Annotated in this window: 15 protein-coding genes and 2 pseudogenes; 8 read left to right on the top strand and 9 right to left on the bottom strand. The window is 56.1% G+C overall.

Annotated features, from left to right (window positions below; all coding sequences use genetic code 11):
- Positions 1-287: 287 nt before the first annotated feature.
- Genes AC221Y_RS02210 through AC221Y_RS02220 form a run of 3 tightly spaced genes read right to left on the bottom strand, consistent with a single transcriptional unit; the run spans position 288 to position 5,070 of the window.
- Positions 288-3,410, bottom strand: a complete 3,123-nt coding sequence (locus AC221Y_RS02210) for an efflux RND transporter permease subunit (protein WP_486706716.1) — start codon at positions 3,408-3,410, stop codon at positions 288-290.
- Positions 3,410-4,561, bottom strand: coding sequence for an efflux RND transporter periplasmic adaptor subunit (locus tag AC221Y_RS02215; RefSeq protein ID WP_299752326.1), 1,152 nt, complete (start codon positions 4,559-4,561; stop codon positions 3,410-3,412). Before AC221Y_RS02215 ends, AC221Y_RS02210 begins: the two co-directional genes overlap by 1 nt.
- Positions 4,558-5,070: a GbsR/MarR family transcriptional regulator gene (locus AC221Y_RS02220; protein ID WP_486706717.1), complete on the bottom strand. Its 513-nt coding sequence runs from the start codon at positions 5,068-5,070 to the stop codon at positions 4,558-4,560. The genes AC221Y_RS02215 and AC221Y_RS02220 overlap by 4 nt, the downstream gene beginning before the upstream one ends.
- Before the next feature lie 175 nt (positions 5,071-5,245).
- On the opposite strand from AC221Y_RS02220, the gene AC221Y_RS02225 reads away from it, so the two are divergent.
- From AC221Y_RS02225 to AC221Y_RS02240, 4 genes and pseudogenes are all read left to right on the top strand, one after another.
- On the top strand, positions 5,246-5,413 hold the full coding sequence (locus tag AC221Y_RS02225; RefSeq protein ID WP_299752332.1) for a hypothetical protein: 168 nt from the start codon (positions 5,246-5,248) through the stop codon (positions 5,411-5,413).
- Between the two features lie 122 nt (positions 5,414-5,535).
- Positions 5,536-5,991, top strand: a complete 456-nt coding sequence (locus tag AC221Y_RS02230) for a DsrE family protein (RefSeq protein WP_299752334.1) — start codon at positions 5,536-5,538, stop codon at positions 5,989-5,991.
- A gap of 172 nt (positions 5,992-6,163) precedes the next feature.
- Positions 6,164-7,323 (top strand): annotated as a pseudogene (locus AC221Y_RS02235) (IS30 family transposase).
- A gap of 143 nt (positions 7,324-7,466) precedes the next feature.
- Positions 7,467-7,880, top strand: a complete 414-nt coding sequence (locus AC221Y_RS02240) for a hypothetical protein (protein ID WP_299752337.1) — start codon at positions 7,467-7,469, stop codon at positions 7,878-7,880.
- A gap of 98 nt (positions 7,881-7,978) precedes the next feature.
- On the opposite strand, the gene AC221Y_RS02245 is transcribed toward AC221Y_RS02240, so the two are convergent.
- Positions 7,979-9,262, bottom strand: a complete 1,284-nt coding sequence (locus tag AC221Y_RS02245; protein WP_299752340.1) for a hypothetical protein — start codon at positions 9,260-9,262, stop codon at positions 7,979-7,981.
- Between the two features lie 301 nt (positions 9,263-9,563).
- Between AC221Y_RS02245 and AC221Y_RS02250 the strand changes: the two genes are divergently transcribed.
- On the top strand, positions 9,564-10,211 hold the full coding sequence (locus tag AC221Y_RS02250; RefSeq protein WP_486706718.1) for a hypothetical protein: 648 nt from the start codon (positions 9,564-9,566) through the stop codon (positions 10,209-10,211).
- A gap of 263 nt (positions 10,212-10,474) precedes the next feature.
- Here AC221Y_RS02250 and AC221Y_RS02255 read toward each other — a convergent pair whose 3' ends face one another.
- The 4 genes from AC221Y_RS02255 to AC221Y_RS02270 all read right to left on the bottom strand — a co-directional run bounded on the left by AC221Y_RS02255 (position 10,475) and on the right by AC221Y_RS02270 (position 14,176).
- Positions 10,475-11,212 carry a dienelactone hydrolase family protein gene (locus AC221Y_RS02255; protein ID WP_299750064.1) on the bottom strand — a complete coding sequence of 246 codons (738 nt, stop codon included), beginning with the start codon at positions 11,210-11,212 and terminating at the stop codon, positions 10,475-10,477.
- Between the two features lie 464 nt (positions 11,213-11,676).
- Positions 11,677-12,060 carry a DUF1761 domain-containing protein gene (locus AC221Y_RS02260; RefSeq protein ID WP_299750062.1) on the bottom strand — a complete coding sequence of 128 codons (384 nt, stop codon included), beginning with the start codon at positions 12,058-12,060 and terminating at the stop codon, positions 11,677-11,679.
- A gap of 373 nt (positions 12,061-12,433) precedes the next feature.
- Complete coding sequence (locus AC221Y_RS02265) at positions 12,434-12,859, bottom strand: DoxX family protein (RefSeq protein ID WP_299750059.1); 426 nt, start codon at positions 12,857-12,859, stop codon at positions 12,434-12,436.
- A gap of 414 nt (positions 12,860-13,273) precedes the next feature.
- On the bottom strand, positions 13,274-14,176 hold the full coding sequence (locus AC221Y_RS02270; protein ID WP_299750070.1) for a LysR family transcriptional regulator: 903 nt from the start codon (positions 14,174-14,176) through the stop codon (positions 13,274-13,276).
- Positions 14,177-14,317: 141 nt separating this feature from the next.
- Between AC221Y_RS02270 and AC221Y_RS02275 the strand changes: the two genes are divergently transcribed.
- Genes AC221Y_RS02275 through AC221Y_RS02285 form a run of 3 tightly spaced genes read left to right on the top strand, consistent with a single transcriptional unit; the run spans position 14,318 to position 16,656 of the window.
- Entirely contained in the window at positions 14,318-15,046 is a 729-nt protein-coding gene (locus tag AC221Y_RS02275) for a DUF4386 domain-containing protein (RefSeq protein WP_299750057.1), read from the top strand.
- Between the two features lie 13 nt (positions 15,047-15,059).
- A complete protein-coding gene (locus tag AC221Y_RS02280) occupies positions 15,060-16,097 on the top strand; it encodes an NAD(P)-dependent alcohol dehydrogenase (protein ID WP_486706719.1) in 1,038 nt (345 codons plus the stop codon).
- Positions 16,090-16,656, top strand: coding sequence for a DUF4386 family protein (locus AC221Y_RS02285; RefSeq protein ID WP_299750051.1), 567 nt, complete (start codon positions 16,090-16,092; stop codon positions 16,654-16,656). Before AC221Y_RS02280 ends, AC221Y_RS02285 begins: the two co-directional genes overlap by 8 nt.
- Positions 16,657-16,838: 182 nt before the next feature.
- Here the strand turns inward: AC221Y_RS02285 and AC221Y_RS02290 are convergent.
- Positions 16,839-16,980, bottom strand: a pseudogene (locus AC221Y_RS02290) (IS5/IS1182 family transposase); the annotation flags it as partial.

The following is a 16,980-nucleotide window of genomic DNA, read 5'->3' on the forward strand; positions in this document are numbered from 1 at the left end:
CGCATCCGACGCTAAGCTACTACATCGTTGAGGTGCAGCAATCGATACCAAGGACTCCTTGCTGCCGTTAGCCGCATCGCAGCTATCCTGCCAAGCGATCTCGCCCCGACCAACATGAACGGCCCTTAGCGGACATTGTGAACTGCCTTCCGTCATGCTGCGGTGCGGCCCGTCGAACCGGATTTTCGTGCATTATGCAGCATTTTTGCTGGTTGAAACGTCGGTGTGCGGGACAAAGCCACCATCCTTCGCCGATCTTTCCAAGTCTGCTTTCAGGCGGGGTGGCTTCACTCTGCTGGCTGCATATCCCCCGCCCCTTCATGCCTCTTTCGCTCGCCCAACATCAGCATCGCGGGTGTGACCACCAATGTCAGGACAGTCGCAATTACCAAACCTCCTGCAATGGCGGACGACAATTCGGTCCACCACTGCGTTGAAGGTGCTCCGTAGACGATTTCGCGGGTGAAAAAGTTCAGGTTGACGCCAATCACCATGGGCATGAGCCCCAGTGCGGTCGTGACCGACGTCAGGATAACCGGACGTAAACGCTGTGCCCCTGTTCGTAGAGCGGCTTCCAGTGGAGACTGACCGGATCGCTTCAGATCGTTGTAGGTGTCGATCAGAACGATGTTGTTGTTCACCACGATACCCGCAAGGGCGATCACTCCGATCCCACCCATCACGATACCGAACGGCCGACCCGTGACGAGCAACCCGAGCAAAACGCCCGCAATCGAGAAGACGATGGCACTCATCACAACGAAGGCTTGGAAGAAGCTGTTGAACTGCAAAACCAGAATGACAAACATCAGAAAAATGGCGGTGATGAACGCCCCGACAAGAAAGACCATGCTCTCTTGCTGGTCTTCTGCCTCTCCGGCAAAGCTGAACTCAACGCCGTCCGGCAATTCAGCGTCATTCAGTGCGGCCGTGAGGGCGACGACCTGATCGTTTACCAACACACCCGGCGCCACATTTGCCTCGATTGTATTGACGCGTTTTTCGTCGATGCGGCGGATAACGCCCGTGCGTTCGGTGGGCGCGAAGGTCACGAAATTGGCGATGGGCACCAGACCTTCGGACGTCGGAACGCGCAGGCTACCAAGTTCGGCAAGCGACCGTTCCTCTCGCGGAAACCGCACGCGGATGTCTTGCGAGCCCTCGACGTCATCAGGCCGGTAGTCCGCCACCGTGATGCCTTGTGTCAAAAGCTGAACCGCTTGACCCAGTAGGCTGACATCTGCACCAAAGCGCGCGGCCTCGGCCCGGTCGACCAGGATCGAAACCTCTACACCCGGGACGGGTCGAGTATCGGTTACATCCGTAAAGCCCCCGATGCGGTCCATGATCTCGCGCACCATGAGAACGGCCTTTGTCTGAGCGTCCGAGTTGCGCGCGGTTATCTGCAGGTTCACTGGCTTTCCAGCAGAGGGTCCGCCGCTTTCCGTCTGCACCTGCACGTCGATCCCTGCGATGTCCGCGACGCTTTGGCGGATATCGACACCGATCTCGGCTGCGGTGCGACGCGTATCCCAAGCGGTCAACTCCAACTGCAGCGTCCCAATGGTTTCTTCGTCGCCCTGCCCGGCAGAAAGCATGGAGCGCGCATAGATGCTGGCGATTTCTTCGTATGGCAGCAGTCGGTCCTCGACCGCGCGCACCAAGGCGTCGCGCTCGAAAATCGAAAGGTTGTCGCGTGCGCGCACCTGAACTTGCATAAAATCCGGCTCGACCGAGGGGAAGAAGGCCACGCCCTTGCCGAACTGACCGTAAAGACCGAAGCCTCCCAAGAGCAAAGCAATCGCCAGCAAAAGAGTGGTGGCAGGCCGCAGGATCGCCCATTCCAGCACGCGCACATATGCGCCGGTAAAGCCTGTCATATCGCGTGGGTCGCCGACTTCAGCCGCATATAGCGCGGCCTTTGCCTTAGCGGACTGCGGTTGGCGCTTGCCGATCAGACCGCCTACGACAGGGATGAAAATCAATGCCATGAACAGGGATGCGAACAGCGTCAAGATCACGGTGATCGGCAGGAATTTCATGAACTCTCCGACCATGCCGGACCAGAACAGAAGTGGGAAAAACACGCTGAGCGTGGTCGCGGTAGAGGCAATGATGGGCCAGGACATACGCTTGGCGGCGAAGGCGTAAGCCTCGCGCGCGGGCGCACCTTCCTGCAACTTTCGATCTGCAAGCTCGGTCGTGACAATCGCACCATCCACGAGCATTCCGACGACCAGAATGAGCGAGAACAACACCACGATGTTCATCGTATATCCCATCGACCAAAGCGCGATGACGCCTGCCAGGAACGCGCCGGGGATAGCGAGACCGACCAGAATGGCGGACCGAAGACCGAGCGCCAAAACGATCACCACCATCACGAGGATCACAGCTGCGATGACGTTGGCCTCCAGATCGCTCAAGAGGTCTTTTACTTGCTTCGATTGGTCCTGAAGATAGGTGATTTCGATGGTGTTGGGCCAATCGGCCCTGATCTCTTCGACCAGTGCTTTCACTTCGGCCACGGTCTCGATGATGTTCGCCCCCGATCGCTTGGTCACCTCCAAAGCGAGCGCAGGCTGCCCGTTGATACGCGCGAATGAGTTGGGGTCCTCAAACGTGCGGCGCACTGTGGCAACGTCACCAAATGTCACTACTGCATTCCCGCGCACTTTGACCGGCATCGCCAGTACGTCTTCAAGGTCCTCAATCAGACCCGGCACTTTCAACACGATCCGCCCGGCCTCGGTCTCAATGGCACCTGCGGCGATCAGCCGGTTGTTGCGCTGTATCTGCCTGATCAGTTCATCAAACGACAGGTTGTAGGTCTGGAACACTGTCGGGTCGATCAGAACCTCAAGGAACTCGAAACGCTGCCCACCGATATCAACCTCAAGAACACCCGGCAGTCCCTCGACTTCTTCCTGAAGTCTGTCGGCCAAATTGTTCAATGTGCGTTCCGGCACGGGGCCGGACAGGATCGCGGTAATGATTGGAAATAACGCCGTGTTGATCTCGGTTATCGTGATGTCCCTTGCGTCGTCCGGCAGATCGCTTTGTGCGCGGTCAGCGGCTTCGCGGACTTTATCGAGGGCTTCATCGTTATCGCCGCCGGGTGCGAACTCAAGCTGGATACTTGCGAACCCTTCGGACGCATCGGATTTCATGCTGTCCAACCCAGCGATTGAGGCGAACTCGGCCTCCATTGGCTCAAGCAAGAGGCGCTCGGCGTCGGTGGGGCTTATGCCGTCAAGACCGGTTGAAACATAGAACAGCGGCAGAGGCACCTCGGGGTTGGCCTCCTTGGGGATTGAGACGTAGGCATAAGCCCCGACAGTCAGCACCATGACCAGCGCCATGACGACAACTCGCGACCGCGAAAATGCGGCGTCGATAATGCTGTTCATCAGTTCAGCTCCCCAGCACTGGGGGCGACGGTTTCGCCTTCGTTCACGAACCCCTGCCCAACGGTGATAATGTCAACCGCATCCGGCAAGCCCGTGACCCAGATCCCATCGATCTGCGCTTTGACGACCTCGATTGGAAAGAACACCACAACGTCGTCGCCATTCACAGTTTTGATGCCGAGAGTGCCTTCCGTGTTCAGCGAAACGATCGAGGGCGACAGAAAATGCGCCACCGCCTCGCCTGTTGGAATGATCACCTCCGCCGAGATACCCGCAGGGATTGCGCCATCGTCGTTCGCAACTTCGATTTCGGCCAGAAATGTGCGCGTTTCAGAGGCTGCTGAAGTGCCGACGAAGGTCACTGTCCCGGCGCGTTCTTCCCCGGTGATAAAGCGGACAGTGGCCGGTTGCCCGACAGCCAGCAGGGTGAGCGATTGCTGAGGCACCTGAATGGCGACCGTCAGCGGCGTGATATCGACCAGACGCCCAACGTCGGTGCCTGCGGACACGAACTCTCCTTCATCGAGGTCAAGCGCCTCGATGCGACCGGCAAAAGGCGCGGTAATGGTCAGAGCATTGGCATCTTGCTCAACCTCCGTCACCTGTGCCTGAGCCGCGGCAAGTGCTGCCCGCGCCTGAGACACGCGGTCTGCTGTTGCAACTCCGCGTTCCAGAAGTTGCTCGGCATTGTCGAACTCGCGTTGCGCGCGTGCCAGCTCTTGTGCGGCGCGGTTTGCGTCCGCGGCATTATTGGCGGGATCAAACCGGGCAATGACCTGCCCGGCATCAACGTCCTGGCCCTTTGAAACCATCACCTCGGCGATGTCCCCTGAAATCTCGGCGCGAAGGGCTGTGTCGCGGTCGGGAAGCGCCTGACCTTCGGCCTGATAGAACTGCGCTACGGTCTCGGCAGACGAGGTTTTGACAGCCACTGCAACAGGTTGTGGCTCTTGCCGCATGATTGTTTGAGGTTCCTCCGCAGACGGGATGACAAATCCGCTGCCCATCCATCCAACGATAAGAACAACAAGACTACCCGCGATCCATGTGGAACGCGACGCGCCTTTGTCGGACGCGAATGAAAGCGTCTGCGGCGTGTAAGGCGCTCCGGCCTGAGAATGTGCTTTGCTCGATGTATCTTCAGGTGTCATTTCTTGCGTCCTTTTGGGACCGACTGTGGCTTGCCCCGTTTTACATGTTTTGATTTTGCCAGTTCGTCCAAAGCCACGCCAATTGCGGCATCCGTAAGGGCATAAAAGTCGGCATATTCCTGCAATCTTTCGATTGCGCCTGCGCCTGATGGCAGTGCATCGATTGTTTGGGCAATCTCGTCACGCGTAGCACGCGTGCGTTTTTGAATGCCTTCCAGCATTGTCATGTAGGCGTTCGAAGCAAGCTGGAAGTAATCTTGGCGCTGACCTGGCTTGGTCATTCTTTTCACCAGTCCGCGTTCTTCCAGAATGCGAACGCTTGTGCTGATACTGGCGCGACTGACCTGCAATCGCTTTGCAAGATCACCAAAAGACACCATGTCGCCATCAAATATCAGCATCCCGAAGACGCGCCCCGCAATGCGCGGCAGGCCCTCTGCCTGCGTGATTAGACCGGTTTTCTCGATGAAGTCAGTTCTTATGGCGGTGATTGCTACGTCTTCAGGCATGATGGCTCCTGTTCCTAAGCCCATCCGTTACAGCCAAGCGTATGCTCACGTCAATTTTGTTCAGTTATAACTGAACAAAACGTGGCGTCATCTTTTGGAACGGGCTCTCATCTAACTGCCAATCGCAAGTCGATACCTAGATGAAGGCAAAGCGGACATTTGTCCGGACCACACCATGGCGTACTTTGGGCTCCTTGATGCCGTTAGCCGCATCGCAGCGATCCTGCCAAACGATCTCGCCCCGACCAACATGAACGGCCCACAGGAGACATTCACCCCCCGTCATGATGCTGCAGTGCGCCCCGCTATTGCGGACTTTCGCAGCAACCGCGAAATCGAGTGATGTCTGAATTCACACAATGCGGAACGAAGCGGGCCTTCTAGGGCGGGCAGTCAGTTCGAACTTTTTTGAGACATATGAAAATATTTAGTTATTACTATGTTTAGAAACTAGGGAGTTACTCAATGTCATTCACAAGAAGAACTGTGCTTCAATTCGCGACAAGTCTGATGCTTCTGACCGGCGCGACGACGGCTTTTGCGTCCGATGATGGCGTAAAGCGCCTGGCAATTCAGGTAAGCGATAACGATCCCGCCACGTTTACTAAGGCGCTTAACGTTGCGACGAACTTCGCCAAGGGCATGAGCGATGCCGGCGAGATTTACGAAATTGAGATCGTCACGTTCAACGCAGGCTTACACCTTCTTCGGAGCGATACATCCCCGGTGATGGACAGGATCAAGAGCATTTCGGAAAGCGTCCCAGACGTGACCTTCAGTGCGTGCGGAAACACGATTGCCGGGATGACGAAGAAAGAAGGCGCTGCGCCGCCCATCACGGAATATGCGCGAGTGGTGCCGGCTGGCGTCGTACGACTTTTGGAATTGGACGAGATGGGCTACTACGTAATCAGGCCTTAGCACTCCCTGTAAAAATCCCGAGACAAAACATATACCGTTCCGCGAACTTGCGGGACGGTTAAAGCAAGTAATGTTAGACTTATATCGGCACAATTCTCTTGTCCGCTATGAGCTGCGGTTTCAATCGGTCGACGCAACACTTTAGTCTTTTTGGAAAGATGGAGTGTGAAGCATGAAGTATCGTCCCCGAGTATTTTTTACGGACAAGCAGAAGTCAGAGATATGGGATCGTTGGCAACGCGGAGAGTCGATGAGTTCGATTGGACGTGGTTTTGATCGCGAGTCTTCGGCGATCTATCCACTCCTTGCTCGCACTGGCGGCATTCGCCCGCCAGAGCGCGTCAGGTCCCGCCGTGCTCTGACACTTTGCGATCGAGAGGAGATATCGAGGGGCTTACGTGCGAAGGTCTCCCTGCGTTCGATTGCCCATGCTTTGAACCGATCGGCATCCACAATCAGCCGAGAGGTCCGGCGTAATGGTGGCGCCAGACTCTACCGTGCAGCGCCCTCAGATGCTGCGGCCTGGGACCGTGCCCTCCGCCCAAAGGCCTGCAAGTTGGAAGGCAATGCCTATCTCTGTCGCGCGATATCGGCCAAGCTAGCGCGCAAGTGGTCCCCGCAACAAATCGCAGGCTGGCTAATGCGTGAACATCCTGATGAGGAAGACAAACGGGTCTCACACGAGACGATCTACCGAAGCCTGTTTATCCAGACCCGCGGTGTACTTAAGAAGGAATTACTTGCGCATCTACCCGCCACGCGATCCATTCGTCGGTCTCGCCACCCCACATTGAAGCGCAGTGGATTAGGCAAGTTCAACGATGCAATATCGATCCGCGACAGACCATTGGAGGTGGAAGATCGGGCCGTGCCAGGGCACTGGGAGGGCGACTTGATCGCAGTTTCTGACAACAGCTTCATTGCTACTCTCGTCGAGCGGCACACGCGTTACGTGATGCTGGCCAAGGTCGGTAACCAAGACAGCCACAGCGTCATTCAGGCGTTGATCAAACAGGCACGCAAGTTGCCAAAAGAGCTGTACCGCTCGCTGACCTGGGATCGTGGAACAGAGATGGCTGGGCATAAAAATTCACCCTGGCGACGGATATCGACGTCTTCCTGTGCGAGCCACATTCACCGTGGCAACGCGGCACAAACGAAAATACCAACCGCCTGCTGCGACAGTACTTCCCAAAAGGCACGGATTTGTCGATACATAGTCAAGCTAAGCTGAGCGCCGTCGCAAGACAGCTCAACGAACGACCTCGAAAAACGCTCAACTACGAAACACCAGCCGAGCGTTTTAATGCATGTGTTGCGTCGACCGGTTGAGCCCGCCGCTCAAAGCGGTCATCTGGTGCTTTTGTTCAGAAAGAGAAAGGAGCATCCTGCCGATCCAAGAAGGAGTCTCATTGGGTGGCCTAGACCGTAAGTCTGGATAGAATGAACGAAGAAGCCCAAATGAAGAGGTAGATATGGCTTTGATCCGGCTTGCAGTCCTAGTGCTGCTCGGCATCCTGTCAGGCCCTGCTTTGGCGGAGTGCGTGGCAGAAGATATCGATTCAGTGTCGTTGCAATTAGATGTAGAACCTCCCGCGGCACCTGATGTTACGCTCAGGCCGGTCCTTCCTACATGTCTGCGCGGCCTTTCGGGGCCAGAGCAGGAGAACTGCCCAAGGGAAGAGCTTACGAAATATGGTGAGGAAGTAGACGAGTGGGTAGAAGATCTGAATGACTACGCCACCGCCACTAACCGTTTCGCGAACCAGGCTGCAGAATTCGCCAACTCCGCCATTCAGTACGCGCGCCATGCACGAGGGTTTGCCGACTCTGCACTTGAGTTCCGCAATTGCGAGGCGGAAGCGATCTACTCTGCGTCAGAGGAATAGATCAAACTCGGTGAAATCGGGCTCGAAGGTGTGGATGCCTTTGCCAAGAGCCCGCAAAAAAAGCGAAGGCCACGATTTCAAAACGACTGCTGACGGTTCTAGTCGGTTGCAGGCATCCGATAGACCCCGACCGTCCCCTGGTTAGCTTTCATTTCAGTAACGGCCAGATACTCATCTCCAAGAAATGCCACGGCTGATCTCATGTGAACGCGGTGTCGCCTCCGGTACGCCTCTTCGCCGGTGTCTGTGCGGAAGGCGAAGACTGAACTCTGAATGTCACCTATCCTGAGATTGCTTGAGACAGCCACCGCGATTAGATCTCCGTTGGCCGCGACTGTCACGGAGTCGATGCGTTGCCCAAGTGGAACCGACCGCACTCCACGCCCGTTTGGAATATCCCAGACAATACGGGACCGCCCGTCCTCCCTGTATCCGTCCCATGCGATCCAGCCGCCGTTCAACCAGACAAATCCCCAGCGGGCATCGTAGATGCCGTCGGGAGATACGGGGCCCCGGACAATCTCGCCGTTCTGGTCAATTTCAAAGATCGCGTTCCTGAATCGAGCCAATGTAAATGGCCCGTTGCGTGAGCGTGCGCCCATGAGTTCAATCTGATCCGGTCCGGGAATCCGGATCGGAATGATGCGCTCCTCTTCCCCGGAAAGATTTCGAAGATGGAGGCGGGGCGTTCTGCGGCCGTCGTCCGACGCCGTACGGTCCAGCCAGACCAAAACTTGGCCATCGTCCGAGAGGATCGGATTCCAGTAGGCGACACCATCCGGCTTGGAGACCGTCGCGAACCCGTTCGAGGCCGGATCGAGATATGCAATTGCGCCTTCAATTTGACGATGAAGCACAACGCCGCCAGGCGCAACGGCGTCAATCGTCGTACTATCGAAGCGTTCGTCCATCGCGATAAGCTGGCATCCCGGCATCGTCAGGACGGACCGGGCCAATCCACCGCTGGTGTCGAGCCAGGCTTCACCTGCGTGGACGAGGCTGAGATCGCTTCCGGACCTCACCTGCGCAACCGTAGCGCCGGGAATGCTGCACACCTGTTCGGGACTGCCCAACTCCGGGGCCGTATCCCTCTCGACGAGCATGAGTAGAGGGATCCACCACAGCAGGATCAGGTTAGCGCCGACCACCAAGACCGGGAACGCAGCGACAAATACCAGTATCCTTATCCAATTGACTCGGGTCAGGAACCAAAGAGCAGCAAGGAATGTACTGACCTGCAGAATTAGGACGGCGAAAATCCATGCAAGCGATGTGTTGCTAGCATCGCGAATGCCCGAAAGCGTCTTTCCAATCGAGAGCCATCCGGCCTCAAGATGGAAAAGCGGGATCAGGTAGATCGCGAAGGATAATAGAAAGGCCATGAAAAAGCCTGCACTACGCGAGGGTCTCAAGACTTGTCCTCTCTCGGCGAGTAGTCGTTTCGTTGGCGAGTCTTATTGCTGGGCCAGTCCTCGCCCGCGGCCGGGCCTCTGTTGAGGTCGCGAATCCAAGGCGCTCCGGGGTGGATAGGTGCCGCCTCTGGATAATGAATCTAAACACTTTAAGGACGATCACCGCCAAAGCGCCTGCAATACCGTTTATGCCGTCTGGACGTCCCAAATGACCCTACCTAATCCCCCGCGATGGATCGCAGGCCCCCGGTACCGTAGCAAGGCGTTTGCCATGTGCGCAAACAAATCGCATGTTACAGAAGCCGTCCCGATTTCAGCCCGACTCCTCGCTATGGTCGTGACCGGACACTTGGGAAAACGCATGATACCCGCACAAGACAGAAGCCCGGTCTCGGGCGGAGGATCGGAGACAACCTTTCATCATCGCAGCAGCGTGCTTATCACCGTTGTCTGCCTTTTATCGGGTTTGCTCGTACTGTTTGTATTTGCCGCGGTCTTTGGGCCGGGCTTCCAGACGAGCTCGCGCGACCTCGTCTGGGCGATCCTTCTCGGAAGTCTTCTACTGGCGATCCTAGTTCCGTTCGTCTGGCTCCTGTGGCGGAAACCGGCTGTCCTGATCGTCAGCGACGCCGGCATTCACCTTCCTTTCGCCTTCACAAGACCGTTGCGGTGGGAGGACATTCATCGAATTCGCCTCCTGCCGCACAGCAAGTCTTTCTACGGCCGACGGGACTGGGTGATTGTCGATCCGTCGCCCGGCTTCCTTGCACCGATCCGTCTCAAAAGCTGGAGGCGGCTAGATCTCTGGTTTCAGAAACACCACGGCGTTCGCATACCGCTTCACGGGCTGGATGCCGACGCTGACAAGGTCATCCGATCGATTGAACGCTTCCGCCCAGTGATACGGGAAAACGGGTAACACCCGGGGCCGCAGCGGAGCCTGAGGACCATCAGTTCGCTGCATAAGCGAAGGCCCCAATCGATCCAAGAGTTACGCTGCAACGCAGCCAGAAAAGCCGACATTGGTCGCGACCGCAGCGAGGTCCGAGGGGGTCTATTGCCGAGTTGCGGGACAATCCGGCCGTCTAGGAACACTGCATGTGAGCGAAACTTGCGAAGATGACATCGGACAGCGGCGCACCCTATATAACACAAACAGGGTGCGCCAAATTTGCAATTCAACTAGCCTGAGACGTGCTCACTCAGGAACGTTGAAAACGCTTCCCAGCTCGCCGCATCGGCACGTTCCTGGTAACGGTTTGAGCCAAATACCGTGAAGGCATGTGGAGCGCCTGAGTAGACTTCGAGCGTGTAGGTCGTGCCGGCCTCTTCCAGTTCAGTCGCGAAACTAGCTACGTCTTGCATCGTAATTGAGGTATCGGCTCCACCATGTAGAACGAGCACGGGCGGCTCATCTCCGCTCCAGGACTGGCCTTCTGGCGTCGTTAGACCTCCATGGAAGGTCGCGTAACCGTTAGCCATATCCGACATGTCACTCCGTGCCATTTCAAGCGCGACGGCACCACCAAAGCAGTAACCTGTGACTATCATTTCATCGACGCTGGACAGCGATTGCGCCTGTTCGACACCAGCTTGCACCAGTGCCTTCATCCGATCTCGATCTTGATAAAGTGCGCCGGTCGCAGCAATGCGATGGTCCATTGTTTCGGTCGGTGTATCGTTGCCGAACATGTCGAGCGCAAAGGCATCGTAGCCCATCTCCGCTAGCATATCCGCGCGCTGGCGCTCGTAGTCGGTCATGCCATCCCAGTCGTGAATGATCAAAACAAGACCTTTGGGGGCGTCAGCTTTGGCCCAGTATCCAGTAAAGGCCTCTCCATCAATCGAGTAGGACACGTCTTCCGCCAGCGCAGGTGCAGCAGCCATCATCGAAGCCACGCAAAGAGATACAAGTCGCATTATTCCTCCAAGTCGTTGTTGATATCTAGACTAGGCCATAATTTGCCTCCTCAAAAGATAGTTCCGAGAGCATCTCTGGCAAGTTTAGGGACGTTCGGCGTCTACCGCCAGAGGCTTCAGCTTGCCCCAAACTATTCAATGTGTCCAAGAAAAAGACCCTGTAAGCAATGTGGCTTTGACACGTCTTGCGGACGCCCGTTGAAAGATGTGTGGCTGCTCTGGGCTCGAAGCTGCCATTCACTGCATCTTGCACCAATGTCAGCTCTGCGGGTGTGAGAAAGCTGACCTTGAAATTATATGCCTGCCGATCCGAGTACCGACAGGTCGGAAACGTCCATTCACGGACAGTTCCTTTTAAACCTAGAATGCGAAGTCCTCGTGCCGAAAAAAAATTACAACAAGCGATCGTTACGCGGAAGAAGCTGTCCTTCGATAACCTTCACGGCCTGGGCTGCAGAAAGGGCCTAAAATATTGCGTTAGCGACGATCATGATCACCAAAGATGCGATCCAATGGCCCGCATCAACCAGGCGGGCATAGGTCGACTGCCCACGGAACATCGCTCCAGATTGCGCCAGTATTACAAAGGCTAATGTCGCCAGGATGACCGTCAACAACAGGTTCGATGCCGCCGCAACGCTGACAAACCAGCTCATCAGAAACAATCCGACAATCTGTGCCGCCAACGCGCCAACATTGGCGTGGACTTTGGCAAGTTCCACTCCTACACCTACCGCCCATTTCTCGCCAAACAGGCGCTCCGAATACCACAGCCAGCCTAACAGAAACGACGCGATGGCCCCGACTATAACTGCGATCCAGCTTACGTTTGTTGTCAGTTCACCCATAAGATCCTCCTCTACCGAATAGTTCGAGCATGCATTGCCAGAACGGCACAATGTCGCATTTTTTGGCCCGTGTGGCTAGAGAGGCGGTGGCATCTTACTCGTCCGCGCCGGGCCCAAGTCTGCAATGCGGGACGGAGCGGTCATTCATTGCGAGCGCCTCAATCCATAGCAATGGTATCGTTCGACGCCAAAACACATTTTGAATAAAGTTTGTTCGATCACCCAGCTGATCCAGGCGGATGCATCACCGGCTTGGACATGAGGGCCACGGCTTGGTCGAAGGATAATGGTCAGGCAATTGATCCTCCCAAAATGTGTTGGCTGGCGCGCCCACCGCTACGGGCGGACGCGCCATTCAAATATTCCGTCAATATTATCCTGCAGAAATAGCCGCCCCCGAGCGACGGTTGTCGGCCGACCATGATCCAGCACCGAAGATTATTACCATGATGAGACCGCCGGTAATGGCGAGGTTCTTCATGAAGTGGATTACTTCACCTTGCGCTGCCATAGCTTCCATTTCAAAGCTGGGCACCAGGTGGAAGATCGTACCGGCGATCACGGTGAATCCGGCCAGCAGAACGGCTGCGAGACGTGCTTGAAAACCTACAAGAAGTGCTAGTCCGCCAAGTACTTCAACTGCGATAACAAGCGGCAAAAGCGCGCCGGATACGCCCATCATCTCCATGTAGCCTTGGGTGCCGGCATAGCCGCTGATTTTCTGCACACCGGCAATGATGAAGATGAGTGCGAGAAGAGAGCGCGCCAAGGGTGCAACGTTGGCAAATCTGTCGTTCATTTTATTGTCCTTTTGGCTCGAGGCGTATTCGATCGCCTCCGGGATATCTTGTCGAGCGGGCGCCTGATCGACGCCGTAGGATGCGTTGCATGCACGGGACCAAGGCAGCGGACCACCCCTCGGAACGCACGGCCTCTGTGCTCCATCGCACACAAAGTGATGTTTTGTGATTTCCGCGTGCGTATTTTGAGGATAAATATCCTATTCGAAGTCTTTCTCGGACGGTTGGTGACCTAGCTAATTTTCAGGTTTGATTGGCGCTGGATTGTCCGCATTGGGCATAGCGGACTTTCGGGCGGCCGGCAGCGAAGGTCTGCTTGCAGCCGGCGCTGATAAGTTTCTGCGTCGCAGCGATTGCCGGCTATGCAGTTTTAGCCACAAATTGAGTTGCTGCACTTGGGACTATTTTGGAGCTCACGTCCGCTTCAGTTCCTCAGCCAGAAAATCGTAAACCAAGCGTATGCGGCGGTTTGTTCTCAATTCGCGGTGTGCAACGAGCCATATCGGGAAAACCAGCGGTTCCAGATCAGGGAGCACCCGGCGGACGATTGGGTCTGCATCCCCAATGTAGGCGTCCAGAACGCCGATGGCTGCTCCTTGCCGCACAAGTTCCCACATCACCAGATAGCTCTCGGTGAGCAGCGGGAAGTTAGCCTCGGTCAGACCAAGCCCAAGCGAGTTCAAGCCTTTAAGCATCATGCCGCCGTGGTCCATGTTCACGAAGTCCGCATGGCGCAGATCGTAAGGCAATGTCGGATTGCCGATCTTGGTGATATATCCTGGGGTTGCATAAAGGACCGCATCTGCATCGCCGATCTTCTTTGCGACGAGGTCGGGTTCGGCTGGGCGAAAATTGCGGATCGCGATGTCAGCCTCCCGGCGACGAAGATCGCTGGCATGATTGGCGACGACAATCTCAACCTTAATGCCAGGCTCCATCTGGCGTAACTTGGCGATGATCGCAGGGAGCAGCACAGTCGCATAGGTTTCACTGGCCGAGATGCAGATTGTTCCTTCCAACGCCTGAGACTGACCGAGCGCCGTGAGTGAGACACGGCCCGCGGCCTCGCCCATATCGCGGACATGATCGAGCAGTTCCAGACCACTTGGCGTGAGTGTCAGGCCACGACCGACCCGCTCAAACAAAACGATACCTAACTCTTGCTCCAACCCATCAACCTGACGGCCAAGGGTTGGTTGGGCCATGCCCAAAGCCCGCGCGGCCGCAGACAACGAGCCCTCTTCCGCCGTGACTAAGAAAGCCCGCGCTTTGTTCCAGTCAAATTTTACCGACCGCCAATCCATGCAGATATGCATATCAAAGCACAGGAATTGGTCAATTCGCATAAGGGCCTCTGCACCCTAAACCCAATCCAACATCATCTTGCAGAGACACTAACTCCGTTTCTGCCCGGCAGCACCGCAGCGGTCACACCTTGACCCATGAAGGGAAAAGTAATGACGAAGAGCAATTTAACCACATTGAACTCAAGAGATGCCCGCATTGCAGGCGCACTATATCTCACGATTGCCGTCTGCGGCGGCTTCAGCATCGGCTATGTGCCATCACAGATAGTCGTGGCCGGAAACGCCGCAACCACTGCCGCCAACCTGTTGGATCAACTTGGGCTATTCAGGCTAGGTGTGCTTGCCGATAGCGCCATGATCCTGCTTGAGATTGCGATCACGGTCATCCTCTACCAGATGTTTCGCAGCGTCAGCCCACGGCTCGCCATGATCGCGATGATATCCCGGTTGGGCATGATCGTCGTGATGGGGTTCAATCTTCTTCTTTGGGTCATGCCGTATGTGCTGCTTTCCCAACCCACGGCATTCGAACCGACCGACAGTCAGGCCTTTGCCCAAGTTTTTTTCGAGGTCCACGCCTTGGGGATATACGTCTGGCAGATTTTCTTTGGCGCGCACTTGCTGGCGCTGGGTTGGATCATCCTACGATCCCAACTGGTACCGCACCTGCTTGGATGGGGTCTGTCTATCGGGGCGTTCGGCTACCTGATCCAAGGATTGGTTGAGCTGACGTTCACTGATGTGGCGGCACTAGATATCACCATCATCGGCTTGCTTGTCATCGTGACGGTTTGGGAACTCGGATTTGGCCTTTGGCTACTGGTCCGAGGACTACGCAGCACCGCAAGCCAACCCAATTCCACACTCCAGACAGTTTGAAGGAAAACCTGAGATGTATGCTTATTTCTATTCCAAATACGGCAGCCCCGACGTTTTGAACTGCCTACAACTGCCCACCCCAACGCCTAAAGCAAACGAAGTTCTCATCCGTGTGTGCGCGACCACCGTCAGCGCAGGTGACTGGCGGGCGCGGAGCCTGACGATGCCCGCAGGCATGGCGTTGATTGGGCGTCTTGTATTCGGGATAACTGGGCCTCGAAAACCAGTTCTTGGGACTGAGTTATCAGGGATCATCGAAGCGGTCGGTGTCGATGTGACCTCATTCAAACCTGGGGATGCTGTAATTGGATTTCCCGGTGCCAGCTTTGGGGCACATGCCGAACACATCGTGATGCCGGCCGATGGAAAGATCGTTGCAAAGCCAAACGGCCTGAGCTTTGACGAAGCGGCGGCCATCCCCTTCGGCGCCACGACCGCTTACGATTTCCTGATCAACAAAGGCAAACTGCGCACTAGGGAACGCGTTCTGATCAACGGCGCATCAGGGTCCGTTGGGTCGGCCTGCGTGCAGATCGCCAAGCACTTTGGGGCTGACGTCACAGGCGTTTGCAGCGCCGCAAATGCAGATCTAGTTCGTGCCATCGGGGCCGACCGCGTCATTGACTACAACGCGGAAGACTTCACAGAGGAAGGCCTGCAGTACGACGTAGTCGTAGACACCGTTGGCTCCGCCCCTTGGTCGAAGGCGCAGCATGCTTTGGCCACAAACGGCCGCATGCTGCTGATCGCAGGCAATACATCTGACATGATCTTTGGTTGGCTGAAGGCGCGACTGCGCGGCAAACGGCTGATCGGGGGAGTCGCGTCCGAGGCCATCGAGGTCTTGCGCAAGGTCGTTGAGCTGACCGCAGACGGTCACTTCCATCCAGTGATCGACCGATCCTTTGACTTTTCGCAGATGGTTGCCGCGCATGCTCATGTCGATACCGGCCACAAGAAAGGCAACGTAGTTGTCACAGTGGCGTTAGACACCAAGTCGCATCGAAATGCTGGCACAGGCTTTCATTTGAACGAGGCGGCTCATGTCTAGCGCGTTGAAACTTCAGATCGTTGGTCTGTGCATTTTAACAGCATTTCCCCTCTTCGGCGGCGGGCAAGCCTTGTTGGAAAGCGAATTACATTGGCTTGGGTTGTTTATGTGCCTCAGCAATTCAGTCGCAGTGATAACAATCGGGTTTCTGATGCGCCCAGTGATCGCGACAACAACGCCTCGCACTGGGAACATCTACCTCGTTGCCCGTATCACTGAAGGGGTGTTGTTGGGCATAAGTGCAATGGCATTTCAGAGCAGCTTCTTGGGTTTCACAATTACAAGCGACGTCTTCTACCAACTTGGTATGATTGGGCTCGGCATTGGCAGCTTACCGATGTGTCGCTGGCTGATCGGGTCGAAGCTCGTTCCACCCATGCTTGGCCGCTTGGGTGTCGTGGGATATCTTTATCTTGTCGCCGCGATGATCGCTTCGGCAAACGGTTTAGAAAAAGCGTCGATGGCGCTGTTGCTCCCGGGTGCTGTATTTGAGGTGATGTTTGGTTTCATTTTCGTGCTGCGTGGTCGGAAGGCGTGGATGCCGCACCTGTCGTGTTAGGTGGAGCTGCCGGAAAGTGGACTTTCATCGCTAGGTGTAGCGCGTCAACCACCTTGTCCGGGAGCGACAACCACCATGGCCGGGTTTGAGGCCGCTGGGGTTGGCAGTCATTGGTGGACACTTCAGCGAAGGTCGGCTTTGACCATAGCGTAGGCAAACAAAGCCGGAGTTGCTCTCTCTTGTTAGGCAGCGGACTCATAAAACTCGATCCACAGACGGACTGAGGCCAGTTTGATCATTGCCAGAAAGTTGCGTGAAGTTTTCTCATACCGCGTGGCGATGCGGCGGAAGGAGGCTTTCAGGCGACCAAAGAAGCGCTCGATT

It is taken from the genome of Boseongicola sp. (assembly GCF_057460485.1).